This is a genomic window from Nocardia sp. NPDC057440 (assembly GCF_042802915.1).
In the GTDB taxonomy this organism is placed as follows: Bacteria; Actinomycetota; Actinomycetes; order Mycobacteriales; family Mycobacteriaceae; genus Nocardia.
Genome location: NZ_JBHVDF010000001.1, coordinates 702,234 through 718,218, shown reverse-complemented (window position 1 = coordinate 718,218; position 15,985 = coordinate 702,234). Strand labels below are relative to the sequence as shown.

Below are 15,985 nucleotides of genomic sequence, written 5' to 3'. Positions count from 1 at the left end.
AGGAAGTCCTGCACACCACCCGAGCAGAGTTCATCGCCGACTGGCGCGCCTGGCTCAGCCCCCGCGCCGCCTGAGTTTCGCGCCGACGGCTCGGACGCGAGACCAAGGGGGCCGCGAACACGCAGCGCCGCAGGCGCTGCCAAATAACACGAATTTCGCGTCCCAGAATTCCTGTGCCGCCGTTGATTTCATCGACCGCAAGCTAAATTGCCGCGTCGCACGAGGCTGCGACGATGCCGCCGGGACCCTGCATCGGAACGATGTTGAGGATCTCGACCGTCCGGTCTTGGATCTCGCCGAACGCTGACATTCGGTACTCTGCTTCTCGATCGAGCGAAATTCAGGGCAGGCAGGAAATAATGACGACCATTGTAGGCGGATATTCCACGCTGCATGGTGCGCTGCGTGCCGCGGAACGCCGTTGGCTGAGTCGCCTCGACGACGCACTGTGTGCCAGGCAACTATCGGCCGATCAGTGGTCGATGCTGTCGAATCTGTCCAATGAGGCGGGCATCACAATGAGCGAATTGGCGACCAGATCGCAGTTGGCGCCGTCGTCGGCGACCAGGCACGCGGACTTTCTCGCGGAACGTGGGCTGATCTTCCGGCTGGCCGCGGAGGACGATCGGCGGCGGATTCTGATCGGGCTGAGCAGGCTCGGCGTCGAGCTGGTCGAGTCGGTGCAGGCCGAGGAGGAACGTGCGGAGCAGCAGTTGCGGGCCAGGATGGGCGCGCGCCGCTACGCCGAACTGATGCGGCTGCTCGAACTCGTTTCCGCGACCTGACTTTCGACGATCCGGATTTCGGGAACACGGTGTTCGGCGAATTGCTGCATATGTAAATCATCGGATGTAACCGAGGTGCGGCGTGCGTGTCGCGAACAAATCGTCCGATGAATGTCTCGGAAGCCCGGTTCATCGGCAGTAAGTTCACGGAATGTCGTTCCTTCGGTTATGTTTCCAAACAGAATTAGTTTGGTCGATCGTCAGGAGCGAAGATGGGCTACGAAGCGGTTGTCTCGAACCCCGATGCGGTGCATGTCGCCGTCATCAACCACATGATGCCGCGCCTGCACACTCGTGCCGAAGTGCTGGCGAACTGCTATCGGATCGGTCATCTGATCGACGGTCTGAGGCGCGGTCATCGCGATCTGGATCTGATTGTGCTGCCGGAGTATTCGGCCATGGGCGTGATGTACGACGAGACCGAACTGTACTCCACCGCCGCGGTCATTCCCGGCGACGAGACGGAGGTGCTCGCCGAGGCGTGCCGCCGTAACAGGGTGTGGGGCGTGGTCTCGATCGCAGGTGAGCGGCATGAGGAACACCCGCTGCGCGCCCCGTACAACACCGCCGTGCTGATCAACGACCGCGGCGAGATCGTGCAGCGCTACCGCAAGATCGCGCCCGCGGCCGAAGGTGAAGCCTGCTACCCGGGTGATACGACCTACGTCTGCGAAGGCCCGAAGGGCATGCAGATTTCCCTGATCATCGGCGAGGACGGCAACTATCCCGAGGTGTGGCGCGACTGCGTGATGAAAGGCGCCGAGCTCGTGGTGCACTGCCAGAGCGTGCGCGGGTGCGCCGCCGAACAGCAGCTCGCCATGGCCAAGGCGATGGCATGGGCCAACCGTGCCTATGTCGTGGTCGGCAGCGCCGCAGGCTTCGACGGTGTGCATTCCTACTGTGGCCATTCGGCGATCATCGACGCCGAGGGCAGGGCGCTGGCGCAGTGCGGGTCGGAGTCGAATGAGGTGCGCACCGCGCGGCTCTCGGTCCGGACGGTGCGCGAGACGCGGTACTTCGGCCGCAACCAGTTCGGCCCGTACAGCCTGTTGCATCGCGGCACGACAAGAGACGCGCACGCGCACGGACTCGCGGATTGCCCGCTCGACTTCTACCGGACCTGGATCAACGATCCGGTCAAGGCGCAGGAACAGGTCCAGGAGATCGTCGACCGGGCGGGTGAACCGGCGGCGCGGTGAGGGCTGCCTAGGATCGCAGGCATGCCCGTTTCCAGTACCGATGCCACGGCCGCCGGGTTGTGTGCGTTCATCGACGCGTCGCCCTCCTCGTTCCATGTGTGCCGTACGGCCGCCCGTGCGCTGGAGGCCAACGGTTTCACCCCGCTCGAGGAGCCGGCGTCCTGGCCGTCGGACGGGCCGAGCAGGCACTATGTGATTCGCGGTGGTTCGCTGGTCGCCTGGGCGACCGCGGACTCCTCCGGCGCTACGCCCTTCCGTGTCGTCGGTGCGCACACCGACAGTCCGAATCTGCGGGTGAAGCAACATCCGGACCTCGCCGTCGCGGGCTGGCAGCTGGTCGGGCTCGAGCCCTACGGCGGTGCGCTGCTGAATTCGTGGCTCGATCGCGAGCTCGGCATCTCAGGTCGGCTGAGTGTGCGCGACGGAAATGTGGTGCGCGACCAATTGATTCGCATCGATGAGCCGATCCTGCGGGTGCCGCAGCTGGCGATCCATCTGTCCGAGGATCGGCGCGGCGTCACGCTGGATCCGCAGCGCCACGTCAACGCGATCTGGGGTGTCGGATCCGAACCGCGCTCGTTCCTCGCTTTCGTGGCCGAGCACGCCGAGGTCGACCCGTACGAGATCCTCGGCTGGGAACTGATGACCCACGACCTGACGCCGAGCAGGCTGGTCGGGCGCGACCTCGATCTGGTCAGCGCGCCCAGGTTGGACAACCAGGGCACCTGCTACGCGGGGCTGCATGCCTTCCTGGCCGCGGTCGCCGAACCAGGGGCCGCCATTCCGGTGCTGGCGATGTTCGATCACGAGGAAGTCGGCAGCCAGTCCGATCGGGGTGCGCAGTCGGATCTGCTGCCGACCGTGCTGGAGCGCATCGTGCTCGCCCGAGGTGGCGGCCGCGCCGAATATTTGGCCGCGCTGGCCGGATCCGTGTGTGCCTCCGGCGATATGGCACACGCGACACACCCCAACTATCTGGACCGGCACGAGCCCGCGCACCGGATCGAGGTGAACGGCGGCCCGGTGCTCAAGGTCAACCAGAACCTGCGCTACGCCACCGACGCGGCGGGTGCGGGCGCGTTCGCGCTGGCCTGCGCCCAGGCGCAGGTGCCGTTGCAGCGCTACGTGCATCGCGCCGATCTACCGTGCGGTTCGACCATCGGCCCGATGACGGCCGCGCGCACCGGCATGTCGACCGTCGATGTCGGCGCGCCGCAGCTCGCCATGCATTCGGCCCGCGAGCTGATGGGCGCTGCCGACATCGTGGCCTACGCCGCGGCGCTCGCGGCCTTCCTCACACCCGTCGCGGCCGGGCGGTAATCGACAACGGCGACAACGAATATCGCGAGGGTGGCGAGCACGTAGGCGCTGCCGATGAGCTGTTGCCACCAGGCCCAGCCGAGCTCGCGATCGTGCTGGTGTGGCAGCAGCCACTGCGGGCCGATCGCGAACATCACCGTGCCCGCGGCGACGGCGCCGATGAACCACCGATTGCGCCTGCCGCGCTCGATGGCGTCGGCGGCGACGACAAGTGCGGGTGCGATCCAGACCCAGTGATGAGACCAGGAGACGGGGGAGACGAGCAGGACCACGGCCGCGTTGACCATCAGCGCGGCCACGTTCGCGCCCACCTCGATGAGCCTGCGCATCCAGATCGCGGCGAGCCCGATCGCCAGCAGCGACAGCGTGATCCAGATCAGGGTCGCCAGCGAATCGGAGACGCCGAGCCGGAAGGCCATGCCCTTGAGCGACTGGTTGCCCGCGTAGTACGGCGGCCCGATCCGTCCGGTGTCGGCCAGCGTATTGAACCAGTACTCGACCGAATCGCTGGGAAACAGCAGGAATCCGAGCCCGATCGCCGCGATCGCGGACACCGCCAGGGTTCCCGCCGCCTTCCAGTCCTTGCGCAGCAGGAAGTACAGCAGGTAGCCGGCCGGGATCAGCTTCACCGACACCGCGATGCCGATCAGCATGCCGCGCGGCCAGAACGGTTTGCGCACCAGGCAATCCATCGTGATCGCCGCCATCAGCACCAGGTTGATCTGCCCGAATCCGAAGGTCTGGCGCAGCGGTTCCAGCAGCTGCAGCAGTGCGACCGCGGTGATGACCAGTGGGAGGACGACCGTCCGGTCCAGTTCCGGCCGCAAGCGCGCGAGCACAAGCCACAGTGTGATGCCGAGGCTGAGCACGGACGTGGCGAGGACCAGCACCTCGGCGAGCAGCAGCGGCATCAGTGCCAGCGGCGCGAAGAACAGCGCGGCGAGCGGGGGGTAGGTGAACGGCAGGCCGATCCCCATCACCGGCGGCATCGGCCCGTACAGCTCGCCGTCGTCCAGCCAGACCCGAGCGCCGGTGCGATACACCTGCAGATCGATATAGCCGCTCCACCAGTGCACGAGCAGCGAGACGGCGGCCGAGACGACGAAAAGGGCCACGGCCCCGATCAACCACCGCAGCTGCCGCTTCGACATCGGGGGTCCAGACAACACCGGGTCGGTCGCTGCGGATTCCGGGCGCACGTTCTCCGAGGTGACGGGCTGCTCAGCCGGATCCGCAACTCCCGATCTATCGTTCACCGCCAAAGCGTAGCGGTTGCGACGTCGGCCGATGTGTGCAGACCCGAGCCGTAAGACGCGGATTACACCATGTCTTGCGTCACATTCCGCCAACGGGATTCGGCGCCGCGACCCTCCGGCAGCGGTGCGCAAAAACGGCTAACCGGGCGGCGGGTCGATGCGGCCCGCTGTCCATCGGGAGCCACAGCTAAACTTCGAGGCGAATCCCCAGCTTCGCGCTCCGGCCCGAAAGGACCCTGGTACTCCGTGACTCCGCAGGTCGACACCGTCAGCGCAGCCGCAGCAACTCCGGATATCTCGCAGCCCTATAAAGAACTAGGTCTGAAAGACGACGAGTACGCGCGGATCAAGGAGATCCTCGGCCGCAGGCCGACCGACGCCGAACTGGCGATGTACTCGGTGATGTGGAGCGAGCACTGCTCCTATAAGTCCTCGAAGGTGCATCTGCGCTACTTCGGTGAGACCACCACCGACGAGATGCGGGCCTCCATGCTCGCGGGCATCGGCGAGAACGCCGGCGTGGTCGACGTCGGCGATGGCTGGGCGGTCACCTTCAAGGTGGAAAGCCACAACCATCCCTCCTATGTCGAGCCCTACCAGGGCGCGGCCACCGGCGTCGGCGGCATCGTGCGCGACATCATGGCCATGGGCGCCCGGCCCATCGCGGTGATGGACCAGCTGCGCTTCGGCGCGGCGGACGCGGCCGACACCCGCCGTGTCGTCGACGGCGTGGTGCGCGGTGTCGGTGGCTACGGCAATTCCCTCGGCCTGCCGAATATCGGCGGCGAGACCGTCTTCGATGCCTCCTACCAGGGCAACCCACTGGTCAACGCGCTGTGCGCGGGCGTAATGCGGGTCGAGGACCTGCATCTGGCGTTCGCGTCCGGCACCGGCAACAAGATCATCCTGTTCGGTGCGCGCACCGGGCTCGACGGCATCGGCGGCGTTTCGGTGCTCGCCTCGGACACCTTCTCCGGCGACGAGTCCGGCGCCGGCCGCAAGAAGCTGCCGAGCGTGCAGGTCGGCGACCCGTTCACCGAGAAGGTGCTCATCGAGTGCTGTCTCGAGCTGTACGCCGCCAAGCTGGTCGTCGGCATCCAGGACCTCGGCGGCGCCGGGTTGTCCTGCGCCACGTCGGAACTGGCCGCGGCAGGCGACGGCGGCATGCACATCGACCTGACCAAGGTGCCGCTGCGCGCCAAGGGCATGACCCCGGCCGAGGTGCTCTCCAGCGAATCGCAGGAGCGCATGTGCGCGGTCGTGACGCCGGAGAATGTCGACGCCTTCATGGCCGTCTGCCACAAGTGGGACGTGCTCGCCACGGTGATCGGTGAGGTCACCGACGGCGACCGGCTGGTCATCAGCTGGCACGGCGAGACCGTTGTCGACGTGCCGCCGCGCACCGTCGCCCACCAGGGCCCGGTCTACGAGCGCCCGGTCCAGCGCCCCGACGAGCAGGACGCGCTCATCGCCGACAGCACCGACAAGCTGACCCGCCCGAAGACCCCGGACGAGCTGCGCGGCACGCTGCTGCAGATGATTTCCAGCCCGCAGCTGTGCAGCCGCAAGTGGATCACCGAGCAGTACGACCGTTACGTGCGCGGCAACACCGTGCTCGCCGAGCATGCCGACGCGGGCGTCATCCGCATCGACGAGCAGACCGGCCGAGGTATCGCGCTGGCCACCGACGCGTCGGGCCGCTACACCAAGCTCGACCCCTACACCGGCGCGCAGCTGGCGCTGGCCGAGGCCTTCCGCAATGTGGCGACCACCGGCGCGACGCCGAAGGCCGTGACCAACTGCCTCAACTTCGGGTCTCCCGAGGATCCCGGCGTGATGTGGCAGTTCCAGCAGGCCGTGCGCGGTCTCGCCGACGGTTGTGTGGCGCTCGGCATTCCGGTGACCGGCGGCAACGTCAGCTTCTACAACCAGACCGGCCAGGACGCCATTCTGCCGACCCCGGTCGTCGGCGTGCTCGGTGTCATCGACGACGTGCACCGTCGCATCCCGACCGGCCTCGGCCTGGAGCCGGGCGAGACGCTGATCCTGCTCGGCGACACCCACGACGAGTTCGGCGGATCCATCTGGTCCCAGGTCGCCCACGACCATCTCGGCGGCGTGCCGCCCAAGGTCGACTTCGCCCGCGAGCAGCTGCTCGCCGAGGTGCTGACCTCGGGTTCGCGCGACGGCATGATCAGCGCCGCGCACGACCTGTCCGAGGGCGGTCTGATCCAGGCCGTCGTCGAGGCCGCGCTGGCAGGTGAAACCGGTTGCCGCATCCTGCTTCCCGAGGGCGCGGACCCGTTCGTGACGCTGTTCTCCGAGTCGGCGGGCCGCGTGCTCGTCGCGGTGCCGCGTTCGGAGGAGACCCGCTTCACCAAGATGTGCACCGCGCGAGAGCTGCCGTGGGTGCGCATCGGCGTTGTCGACCAGGGTGCTGATTCCGTCGAGGTCCAGGGCCAGTTCAGCATCCCCATGGACGAATTGCGCGCCGCGCACGAGGGCACGCTGCCGAAGCTGTTCGGAGCCAGCGCCGTTTGACCGGGGCTGGGGCTCGAGAAGTCTCAGTACGTCTACGCGACGGCGTCGGCACGATTGTCGGCGCCGTCGAGCGTTTCTTCCATCCCAACTACACCGGGCTCATCGTTGCCACGGTCTTCTTCGCCTGGTCGCTGACTCCGTCACTGCTGCCCCGCGATTGGCTGTTCGAAGGGTTGGTCAGCGGCATCAACGCGGCCATCGGCTACGGCGTCGGCTGCGTGCTGGAATGGGTGTACCGCAGGTGGATTCGGCCCAACGTGCAGTTGCCCGCCGCGGTGACCCACGTGCTGGAGAAAGAGCCGAACTGGCTGCCCGGCGCGGTGAAGGTCGCGATCGTGGCGGCCTGCGTTGTCGTCGCCGTCCAGATGCTCGTGCAGTCGGCGCGGTGGCAGCGCGAGATCACCACGCTGATGGGCATGGATCCCATCACCACCTCGGGGTTCCTGCGCACCGGAGCGTTGAGCGCACTGGTGTGTGCGCTCGCCATCGGGGCGTTCCGAGGCGTCCGGTGGCTGGTTCGGTGGGTCGCGACCGAGCTGACGAAGTGGGTGCGCATTCCACGCCGGGTGGCGCTGCCCGTCGGCTTCGTGCTCGTCGCGATCGCCGCGATCCTGCTCTTCAACGGTGTGCTGTCCAAAGCCTTTTTCAGCGTGGCGAATTCGGCCTTCAGTGTGCGCAACGGCCACACCTCGCCGAATGCGGTGCAGCCGCAGAGGCCGGAGCGGTCCGGCAGCCCGGCCTCACTCGCGGCGTGGGAGACGCTCGGCTCGGAGGGGCGCTGGTTCGTTTCCTATGGTCCGGACGCCGCCACCATCAGCCAGATCACCGGCAGGCCCGCACGCGAGCCGATCCGGGTGTACACGGGACTGGAGTCGGCCGACGGGCCGCAGGCGCAGGCGGAACTCGCGGTGGCCGAGCTGGAGCGCACCGGTGCGTTCGACCGCAAGGTGATCGTCGTGGTGACCACGACGGGCACCGGGTGGGTCGACTCGACCAGCGCCGAATCCGTCGAGATGATGTACGGCGGCGACACCGCGATCGTCGCGAGTCAGTATTCGTATCTGCCGAGCGTGCTGTCGTTCCTGTCGGATAAGGAGAAGGCGACACAGGCCGGAAAGCTGGTGTTCGACAAGGTTTACGAGCATTGGTCGGCACGGCCCGCGCAGGCGAGGCCGAAGCTGCTCGTCTACGGCGAGAGTCTCGGCTCCCAAGGATCGGAGGGGGCTTTCACCGGCCTGGCGGATATCCGTGCGAGGGCCGACGGGGTGCTGTGGGTCGGGCCGCCGAACTCGAATCGTCTGTGGAGTGAGCTCACCGCGCGCCGTGATCCAGGTGCGCCCGAGATTCTGCCGACCTACGCAGACGGGCTGGTGGTGCGCTTCGCCGCCGATCGCGGCGATCTGGCGAAACCATCGGACACCTGGCTTTCGCCGCGCATCGCCTATCTGCAGCATGCCTCGGACCCGGTGATCTGGTGGTCGCCCGATCTGCTGTTCACCGAGCCCGATTGGCTGCGGGAACCGCGCGGGCCGGATGTGTCTTCGACGATGGCCTGGTATCCGATCGTCACGTTCTGGCAGGTCGCGGCGGATCTGCCCAACGCCCAAGGCGTCACCGACGGGCACGGGCACCGCTACGGCACGCTGGTGCTGGACGGCTGGGCCGCGATCGCGCAGCCGCCGGAGTGGTCGGCGCAGCTGTCGGATCGTATCCGGGACTACCTGGAGCTGTCGGCCATCCGCGAGCGTCAGCTCAAGTAGACGCACCACCTGGGCGGACCTGGACCCCTCGTGTACCGGGCCCGCCCAGGTGGGCGCCGTCAGGCGACGGACTTGAACGGATCGTGCTCCGCGATCAGTTTTTCCATCCGCGCCTCGTCGATGCGGCTGCGCACGCTCGCGGTTTCCTGCTGGTCGCGAACCACCTTCGCCAGGGTGAAGGTGCTCGACACCAGGAACAGGACCGACATGGCGAGAAAGCCGCGCTGTGAGATGTCCAGTGGGAGATAGCAGATGCCGACGCCGGTCCCGAAGAAGCTGACGCCGAACGCGATCGCGGCCTGCGCGAGGAAGGCCGAGGTCGTCTTCGGCTGTGCGTTGGGGGTGCTCATGGGTACTGAGTCTGCTGGCCGGGCCGCCTGCGCGACCGGGTACAACTACTCGAGCGAAATGGGTAATTGCCGCGCGGCCCGTAATCGCTTGGCCACCATGGCAATTAGTAAATCGGGCTGAATTCTCCCGACAACCGAGCGACCACGGAGCGAGTCTTACGAGCGACCGTTCGCGGCCGGCTCGCGTCCGAGTGGCCGAAGCGCATGCGCCGTAGGCGCGAGTCTCGGCCACTCGGACGCGAGCCTTCGGGGCCGCGAACACGCAGCGCCGCAGGCGCTGCAAAATCAACACAGCATACTGGTCGGGTGATGATCGTTACGGACCCGCCGATGCCACCCGTGCCCGACCGTCGCAGCGTGCCGTCACGCTGAGCTGATCGTGCTCGAGACCGCCACGACCCTGACGAAGCTGCGTACGCGCGGCGTCGTCATCGTGCGGCGCGCCGAGGACATCATCGACCTGAACTATGTGGGGCTGGTCGTCGCGACGGTGTTCTTCGCGCTGTCGGTGACGCCTTCGCTGGTCCCGCGCGACTGGCTGTTCCAGGGCCTGATCAGCGGCGTCAATGCCGCCCTCGGCTACGGCCTCGGCTGCCTGCTGGAGTGGGTGTTCCGGGTGTGGATTCGACCGCGCCTCACCCTTCCCGCACCGCCGACCTGGGTGCGCTACGCGGTGAAATCCGCCATCCTGCTGACCGCCGCACTGAGCGCCGGCCTGATGCTCGTGCAGTCGGCGCGCTGGCAGCGCGAGATCACCGCGCTGATGGACATGGAGGGCACCACAACCCCCGCCTACCTGCGCACCGGACTGCTCAGCGTGGCCGTCGGCGCGGCGGTGGTCGCCGTGTACCGGACGCTGCGCGAGATCATCCTTTACCTGGCCCGTCAGCTCAATCGCTGGGTGCGGGTGCCGCGCGAGCTCGCGCCGACCGCCGGGTTCCTGGTGCTGGTACTGCTGGTCGTCACGATCTTCAACGGCGTGGCCTCGCGCGCCTTCTTCGCCGTGGCCAACTCGGCATTCAGCGTGCGCAACGATTACACCTCGCCCAACGCGGTGCAGCCATATCAACCCGAGCGGTCCGGCAGCCCGGCGTCATTGGCGAAATGGGACTCGCTGGGTTTCGAGGGGCGGTGGTTCGTTTCGCACGGTCCCTCCGCCCATCGGATCACGGCGGTCACCGGTCGGCAGGCCCGCGAGCCGATCAGGGCCTATGTGGGCTTGGAGTCGGCGGCCGACGGCGAGGCGCAGGCGCAACTCGCGGTGTCCGAGCTGGAGCGCACCGGCGCGTTCGACAGGAAGGTGATCGTGGTGGTCACCACCACCGGCACCGGCTGGGTGAATTCGATGGCGACCGGTGCCATCGAGTACATGTACGGCGGCGACACCGCGATCATCGCCTCGCAGTACTCGTATCTGCCGAGTGTGCTGTCGTTCCTCGCCGACCGCGGAAAGGCCATGGACGCGGGCAAGCGGCTCTTCGATGCGGTGTACCAGCATTGGAAGGCGCGGCCGCCGGAGTCTCGGCCGAAGCTGCTCGTGTACGGGGAGAGCCTGGGTTCGCAGGGTTCGGAGGCGGCCTTCGACGGGCTCGCGGACCTGCGCGCGAAGGTGGACGGCGCGCTGTGGGTGGGACCGCCGAACTCCAATCGGCTGTGGCAGCAGTTCGTTTCGCGGCGCGACCCCGGGTCGAAGGAGGTGCAGCCGGTGTACGCGGACGGCCTCGTCGTCCGGTTCGCCAGCGACAGTGCCGATCTCGCCAGACCGGGTCCCGAATGGCGGTCACCGCGCATCGCCTATCTGCAACACGCCTCCGATCCGATCGTGTGGTGGTCGCCGGATCTGATCCTGTCCCAACCGGATTGGCTCTCGGAGCCGCGCGGCTCCGATGTCTCCTCGCAGATGCGCTGGTGGCCCTTCGTCACCTTCTGGCAGGTTGCCGCCGACCTCACCAATGCTCAGGGCGTCACCGATGGGCACGGTCATCGCTACGGCAGTCTGGTTCTCGACGGCTGGGTGGCCGTCGCGCAGCCGCCGGATTGGACCGCGGAGCTCTCCGACAAGATCCGCAGGCAGCTCGAGGCCGCCGAGGACTACGAGCGGGATACCAAATGAGTGACGGCGGCAGTGCCGCGAAAAGTGCTGCTGCTATTGCTACCGCGCTGCTGTGGAGCAATTGGCTGCTGCCACGCCTCGGCCTCGATGTGCGCGGCAGGACCGGGGCCAACGCGGGATTCGCCACCGGGTACGCGCTGGTTTTCGGGGGCAGGGCGAACTGGTGGTCGGTGCGCGGACTGCGCTGTGGGCTGGCGTCGGCGGCTGTTGTCGTCGCGGGCTACGGTGCGGCCGTGGCTGTTCCTGGGGTGCGGAGCCGGCTGCGCGAGTTCGCCGATCGTGGCCCGGATGTCCCGCCCGCGGAGTGGATCGCCGTGCACATCCCGATCGGCACGGTCTACAGCGAGGAACTGGTCTTCCGCGGCACCCTGGATCCGTTGCTGGACACTACCTTCGGCCCGAGAGCGGGAATTCTCCTCGGCGCGAGCACCTTCGGCCTGTGGCATATCCACCCTGCCCGCGCCGCGGGCGACAGTGTCCCGGCCACCGTCGCCGCGACCGGACTCGGTGGCCTGGTCTTCGGCCTGCTCCGCCGCCGCTGCGACAGCGCTGCCGCTCCCGCCCTGTTGCATCTGACCGTCAACGCGGGCGGAGCGCTCGCACCACGGCTTGCCGCTCGGTGGGCTCACCGAGCGATGCCTTGACCGAGCGATGCCTTGACCGAGCGATGCCTTGACCGAGCGATGCCTTGACCGCGCGATGCCTTGACCGCGCGATGCCTTGACCGCGCGACGCCTTGACCGAGCGATGCCTTGACCGAGCGATGCCTTGACCGCGCGACGCCTTGACCAAGTGGTGACTCGCCGTGCGACCCCTGCCTGGTCGACGCCGGTGGGCTCGTGCCCTGCGATGGCGGTGACTGCGCGGGCAAGCACGCCTACGTTCGACATCGGCGTGTGCTGAGTCGGCGATGCATGGCTTGTTCCATGAGGTGGCCCGGCTCGGCATTCGGTGACGGTGCGCGTCAGTATTCTCGGCACAGTGGCGGGAAAGTCGACAGTGGATCCGGTGGCGTTGCGGGCGGCGGTAGCGGCGGTGAGCGAGTGGTTGCGGGACGAATCCGCCCCGGCGCCGGCTCGGACCGAGCTCGCCGCGGCGGTACGCACGACTGTGCGCGCGCTGTCCGCGTCCGCGCCCGGGCATTCGGTGGAGGTGCGGGTGCCGCCGTTCGTCGCGGTGCAGTGCATCGAAGGGCCGCGCCACACCAGGGGCACGCCGCCGAATGTCGTCGAGACCGATCCACGCACCTGGCTGCTGCTTGCCACCGGCCTGCTCGAATTCGCCGGCGCGGTGGACGTCGGTGCGGTGACCGCGTCCGGGAGCCGGGCTGCGGAGGTCGCGCACTGGCTGCCGGTCACGCGGCTGGTCGCGGACTGACGAGTCGTCGGCACCGGCCGGCCGAGCAGCGGATTCCGGTGTGCGGTCGCACCGGCCGTCAGCCCCGGCCCGGACGCGGTGTCCGGCCGATCAGCTGCCGGCGTCGGGGGTGGCCGCGCCGCGGTGCAGGCCCTTGCGGTCGTAATAGCGGGTGATGATCGCGCCGAAGACCAGACCGACCGCGAGCCCGAGCACGACCATCCAGAAGCCACGGGCCAGACCCGCCTCATAGTTTCCGTCGAAGTAGAGGATGGCGCGGACGCCGAGGAAGACCTGATGCATCGGTTCGAATTCGGCCAACCAGCCGAAGTACTTCGGGGTGGCCTCGATCGGCACCGTGCCGCCCGAGGAGGGTAGCCCGAGGACGATGAACAGGATCAGGTTCACCAGCAGGCCCGCGGAGCCGATCGCGGCGAGCACCGAGAGGCCGGTGATGCCGACGGCGATGATCGCGAACGCGCTGTAGAGGAACAGACCGAGCGGATGGTCGATCGGCATGCCGAGTGCGTTGGCGACGACGAGGTAGACCGCCGCGACGATATTCGCCGTCAGCACCATCACGCCCCACTTGATCAGCAGCGTGTGGAAGCGCGAGATCGGCGTCGGCGGGAAGTGCACGAACCACGGTCCGTACTCGGTCGGCACGAAGCCGAGCGCGGCATCCACCATGGTGTGAATTGTCATAGAGCCGACGAGCCCGGCCAGCAGCAGGAGCAGGGCGAAGAAGAAGGCGGTGAGACCCTGGCCGGTTCCGCTTGGCAACGGCCGGAACGGCTCGACGACGATCTGCAGCGGATTCGCCAGCGCGATTCGGGTGGCCCCGGTCAGCTCCGGTGCCGATGGCCCATCGGGCGGCGCGGCCAGCTGGGCCCGCACCTGATCGGTCAGCTGCTTGCCGACCTGCGCGTTCACTTGCGGCAGCGCCTTGGCGCCGATGCTGTTGACGATCTCGGTGGTGAAGGCGCCGGTGCGCGGATTGGTCTGCAGCGTGATGATCGGGCGCTCGATATCGCCGGGAATCACGCTGCCGACGCCGAAAATGCCGAGCCGCTTGCTGAAATCGCTCGGGATGATGATGGCGCCGTAGATCTTGCCGTTCTGCATCTGGAGTTGCGCCTCGTTGATGCCGAGCACGCGCAGGTCGATGTGGTCGGCGGGCACGGCCTGCTCCAGACCGTCGGCCACTTGGTCGCCGAAGTTGACCCGCTTCTCCTGACCCGGCGCGCCGATCGTGTCGCCGACATCCTGGTTGACGAGCGCGATGGGGAAGTCGTGCAGGTTCTGCTCCGGATCGACGACATAGTCCAGATACATGATGCCGAGCAGCGTGGTCAGCAGGGTCAGTACCGCGACGGGCAGCAGCACCATGCGAAGCCAGCGGCGCCGCTGTGACCCTCCCGTCGCGCCCCGTGCCGTTCCGCCGCCGGTGTCCGCACTGTCGGTAGTCGTCACGGCTCGCACGGTAACAGCTGACCCGGTCGGAATCGGGCAGCGTACCGCGGCGATTGCTGCCCGGATGCGGCGTCGGTGATCGCGCACAGAAAATCACCCGTAGAATGACCATTGCCCCCAGCCCGCCCGAACAGGGAGCAAACGGTGACCAACGCCGAACTGCCGGTCGACAGCAACATGCCTGTTGAAATCAACTCAGCCGTCACACCGGATCAGGATGAGAACGAGCCACGCGAAGAGTGTGGTGTGTTCGGAGTCTGGGCGCCGAGTGAAGACGTGGCCAAGCTCACTTACTACGGCTTGTATGCGTTGCAGCACCGTGGCCAGGAGGCGGCGGGCATCGCCGTTTCCGATGGTTCGCAGATCCTGGTCTTCAAGGATCTCGGGCTGGTCAGCCAGGTGTTCGACGAGCAGACCCTGGCCGCCATGCCGGGTCACATCGCCATCGGCCACTGCCGCTACTCCACCACCGGCGGCGTCACCTGGGAGAATGCCCAGCCGATCTTCCGTACCACCGCCGTCGGCTCCGGACTTGCCTTGGGCCACAACGGCAATCTGGTCAATACCGCCGAATTGGCGGGCCGGGCAAGGGAACTCGGGCTGATCGGCGGTGCGACAGTGTCGGGCGGCCGCCCGGCGCCGATCGCCGCGACCTCGGACTCCGATGTGGTCACCGCGCTGCTCGCGCACGCCGCGGCGGACTCGAGCATCGAGCAGGCGGCGATGGAGCTGCTGCCGACGCTGAAGGGCGCGTTCTGCCTGACCTTCATGGACGAGCACACCCTGTACGCCGCGCGCGACCCGCACGGAGTGCGTCCGCTGTGTCTCGGCAGGCTCGATCGTGGCTGGGTTGTTGCCAGCGAAACCGCCGCACTCGACATCGTCGGCGCGGCCTTCGTCCGTGAGATCGAGCCGGGCGAACTGCTGGCGATCGACGCCGAGGGCGTCCGGTCGATGCGCTTCGCCAACCAGGAGCCCAAGGGCTGTGTCTTCGAATTCGTGTACCTGGCCAGGCCGGACAGCACCATCTCCGGTCGCTCGGTGCACGCGACCCGGGTGGAGATCGGACGGCTGCTCGCCAAGGAGCATCCCGTCGACGCCGACCTGGTGATCCCGGTTCCGGAATCCGGCACCCCGGCCGCGGTCGGTTACGCCCAGGGTTCCGGCGTGCCCTACGGGCAGGGCCTGATGAAGAACGCCTACGTGGGGCGCACCTTCATCCAGCCGAGCCAGACCATTCGCCAGCTGGGCATTCGCCTCAAGCTGAATCCGCTGCGCGAGGTGATCCGTGGCAAGCGACTCATCGTGGTCGACGACTCCATCGTGCGCGGCAACACCCAGCGCGCGTTGATTCGAATGCTGCGTGAGGCAGGCGCATTGGAGATCCACGTGCGGATCGCCTCGCCGCCGGTGAAGTGGCCGTGCTTCTACGGCATCGACTTCGCTTCGCGTGCCGAGTTGATCGCCAACGGTGCGGGCGCGGAAGACAGCTACGCCGATATGGTCGAGGGCGTGCGCCGCTCGATCGGCGCCGACACGCTGGGCTACATCTCCACCGAGGGCATGATCGCCGCGACCGAACAGCCGCGCTCGCGGCTGTGCTCCGCGTGCTTCGACGGCGACTATCCGATCGCGCTGCCCACGGAGGCGGCGATCGGCAAGAACGTGCTCGAGGGCATGCTCAGCGGGCAGTCCGAGGCAATGCTGCTGGGCGACAACGCGAATGCGAGCGCACTGAGCCGTCCCTGAGGATCGATATCCCGGGTGCGCTGGTGCGTCCAGGGAACTCGGACGCTGTTGCCGACTCCTGCTCTGTTCGAGTCCTCTCCGTC

General features: G+C 67.5%; 13 protein-coding genes. 10 read left to right on the top strand and 3 right to left on the bottom strand.

Annotated elements, in window-relative coordinates:
* From ACFU4Z_RS03075 to ACFU4Z_RS03060, 4 genes are all read left to right on the top strand, one after another.
* A partial coding sequence (locus ACFU4Z_RS03075; RefSeq protein WP_379059269.1) for a hypothetical protein occupies positions 1–307 on the top strand: 307 nt, incomplete at its 5' end.
* A gap of 52 nt (positions 308–359) precedes the next feature.
* The gene (locus tag ACFU4Z_RS03070) at positions 360–785 is read left to right on the top strand and encodes a MarR family winged helix-turn-helix transcriptional regulator (RefSeq protein WP_379059268.1); all 426 of its coding nucleotides are present in this window, start codon (positions 360–362) and stop codon (positions 783–785) included.
* A gap of 212 nt (positions 786–997) precedes the next feature.
* Positions 998–1,984, top strand: a complete 987-nt coding sequence (locus tag ACFU4Z_RS03065) for an aliphatic amidase (RefSeq protein ID WP_379059267.1) — start codon at positions 998–1,000, stop codon at positions 1,982–1,984.
* A 21-nt stretch (positions 1,985–2,005) separates the two neighbouring features.
* Entirely contained in the window at positions 2,006–3,304 is a 1,299-nt protein-coding gene (locus ACFU4Z_RS03060; RefSeq protein WP_379059266.1) for a M18 family aminopeptidase, read from the top strand.
* Here the strand turns inward: ACFU4Z_RS03060 and ACFU4Z_RS03055 are convergent.
* On the bottom strand, positions 3,253–4,560 hold the full coding sequence (locus tag ACFU4Z_RS03055) for a glycosyltransferase 87 family protein (RefSeq protein ID WP_379059265.1): 1,308 nt from the start codon (positions 4,558–4,560) through the stop codon (positions 3,253–3,255). The two genes, ACFU4Z_RS03060 and ACFU4Z_RS03055, sit on opposite strands and share 52 nt — an antisense overlap.
* A 246-nt stretch (positions 4,561–4,806) precedes the next feature.
* Here ACFU4Z_RS03055 and purL point away from each other — a divergent pair, with 246 nt between their 5' ends.
* Positions 4,807–7,101: a phosphoribosylformylglycinamidine synthase subunit PurL gene (purL, locus tag ACFU4Z_RS03050; protein WP_379059264.1), complete on the top strand. Its 2,295-nt coding sequence runs from the start codon at positions 4,807–4,809 to the stop codon at positions 7,099–7,101.
* Positions 7,098–8,861 carry an alpha/beta hydrolase gene (locus tag ACFU4Z_RS03045; protein WP_379059262.1) on the top strand — a complete coding sequence of 588 codons (1,764 nt, stop codon included), beginning with the start codon at positions 7,098–7,100 and terminating at the stop codon, positions 8,859–8,861. Before purL ends, ACFU4Z_RS03045 begins: the two co-directional genes overlap by 4 nt.
* A gap of 59 nt (positions 8,862–8,920) precedes the next feature.
* Here ACFU4Z_RS03045 and ACFU4Z_RS03040 read toward each other — a convergent pair whose 3' ends face one another.
* Positions 8,921–9,211, bottom strand: coding sequence for a YiaA/YiaB family inner membrane protein (locus ACFU4Z_RS03040; RefSeq protein ID WP_379059261.1), 291 nt, complete (start codon positions 9,209–9,211; stop codon positions 8,921–8,923).
* A 379-nt stretch (positions 9,212–9,590) separates the two neighbouring features.
* Here ACFU4Z_RS03040 and ACFU4Z_RS03035 point away from each other — a divergent pair, with 379 nt between their 5' ends.
* From ACFU4Z_RS03035 to ACFU4Z_RS03025, 3 genes are all read left to right on the top strand, one after another.
* A complete protein-coding gene (locus tag ACFU4Z_RS03035; RefSeq protein WP_379059260.1) occupies positions 9,591–11,324 on the top strand; it encodes an alpha/beta hydrolase in 1,734 nt (577 codons plus the stop codon).
* On the top strand, positions 11,321–11,968 hold the full coding sequence (locus ACFU4Z_RS03030) for a type II CAAX prenyl endopeptidase Rce1 family protein (RefSeq protein ID WP_379059259.1): 648 nt from the start codon (positions 11,321–11,323) through the stop codon (positions 11,966–11,968). Before ACFU4Z_RS03035 ends, ACFU4Z_RS03030 begins: the two co-directional genes overlap by 4 nt.
* 337 nt (positions 11,969–12,305) lie before the next feature.
* The gene (locus ACFU4Z_RS03025; RefSeq protein ID WP_379059258.1) at positions 12,306–12,701 is read left to right on the top strand and encodes a sterol carrier family protein; all 396 of its coding nucleotides are present in this window, start codon (positions 12,306–12,308) and stop codon (positions 12,699–12,701) included.
* 90 nt (positions 12,702–12,791) lie between these two features.
* Here the strand turns inward: ACFU4Z_RS03025 and ACFU4Z_RS03020 are convergent, their stop codons facing one another.
* The gene (locus ACFU4Z_RS03020) at positions 12,792–14,069 is read right to left on the bottom strand and encodes a YhgE/Pip domain-containing protein (protein ID WP_379059319.1); all 1,278 of its coding nucleotides are present in this window, start codon (positions 14,067–14,069) and stop codon (positions 12,792–12,794) included.
* Positions 14,070–14,297: 228 nt separating this feature from the next.
* On the opposite strand from ACFU4Z_RS03020, the gene purF reads away from it, so the two are divergent.
* A complete protein-coding gene (gene purF / locus ACFU4Z_RS03015; protein WP_379059256.1) occupies positions 14,298–15,902 on the top strand; it encodes an amidophosphoribosyltransferase in 1,605 nt (534 codons plus the stop codon).
* Positions 15,903–15,985 lie beyond the last annotated feature (83 nt).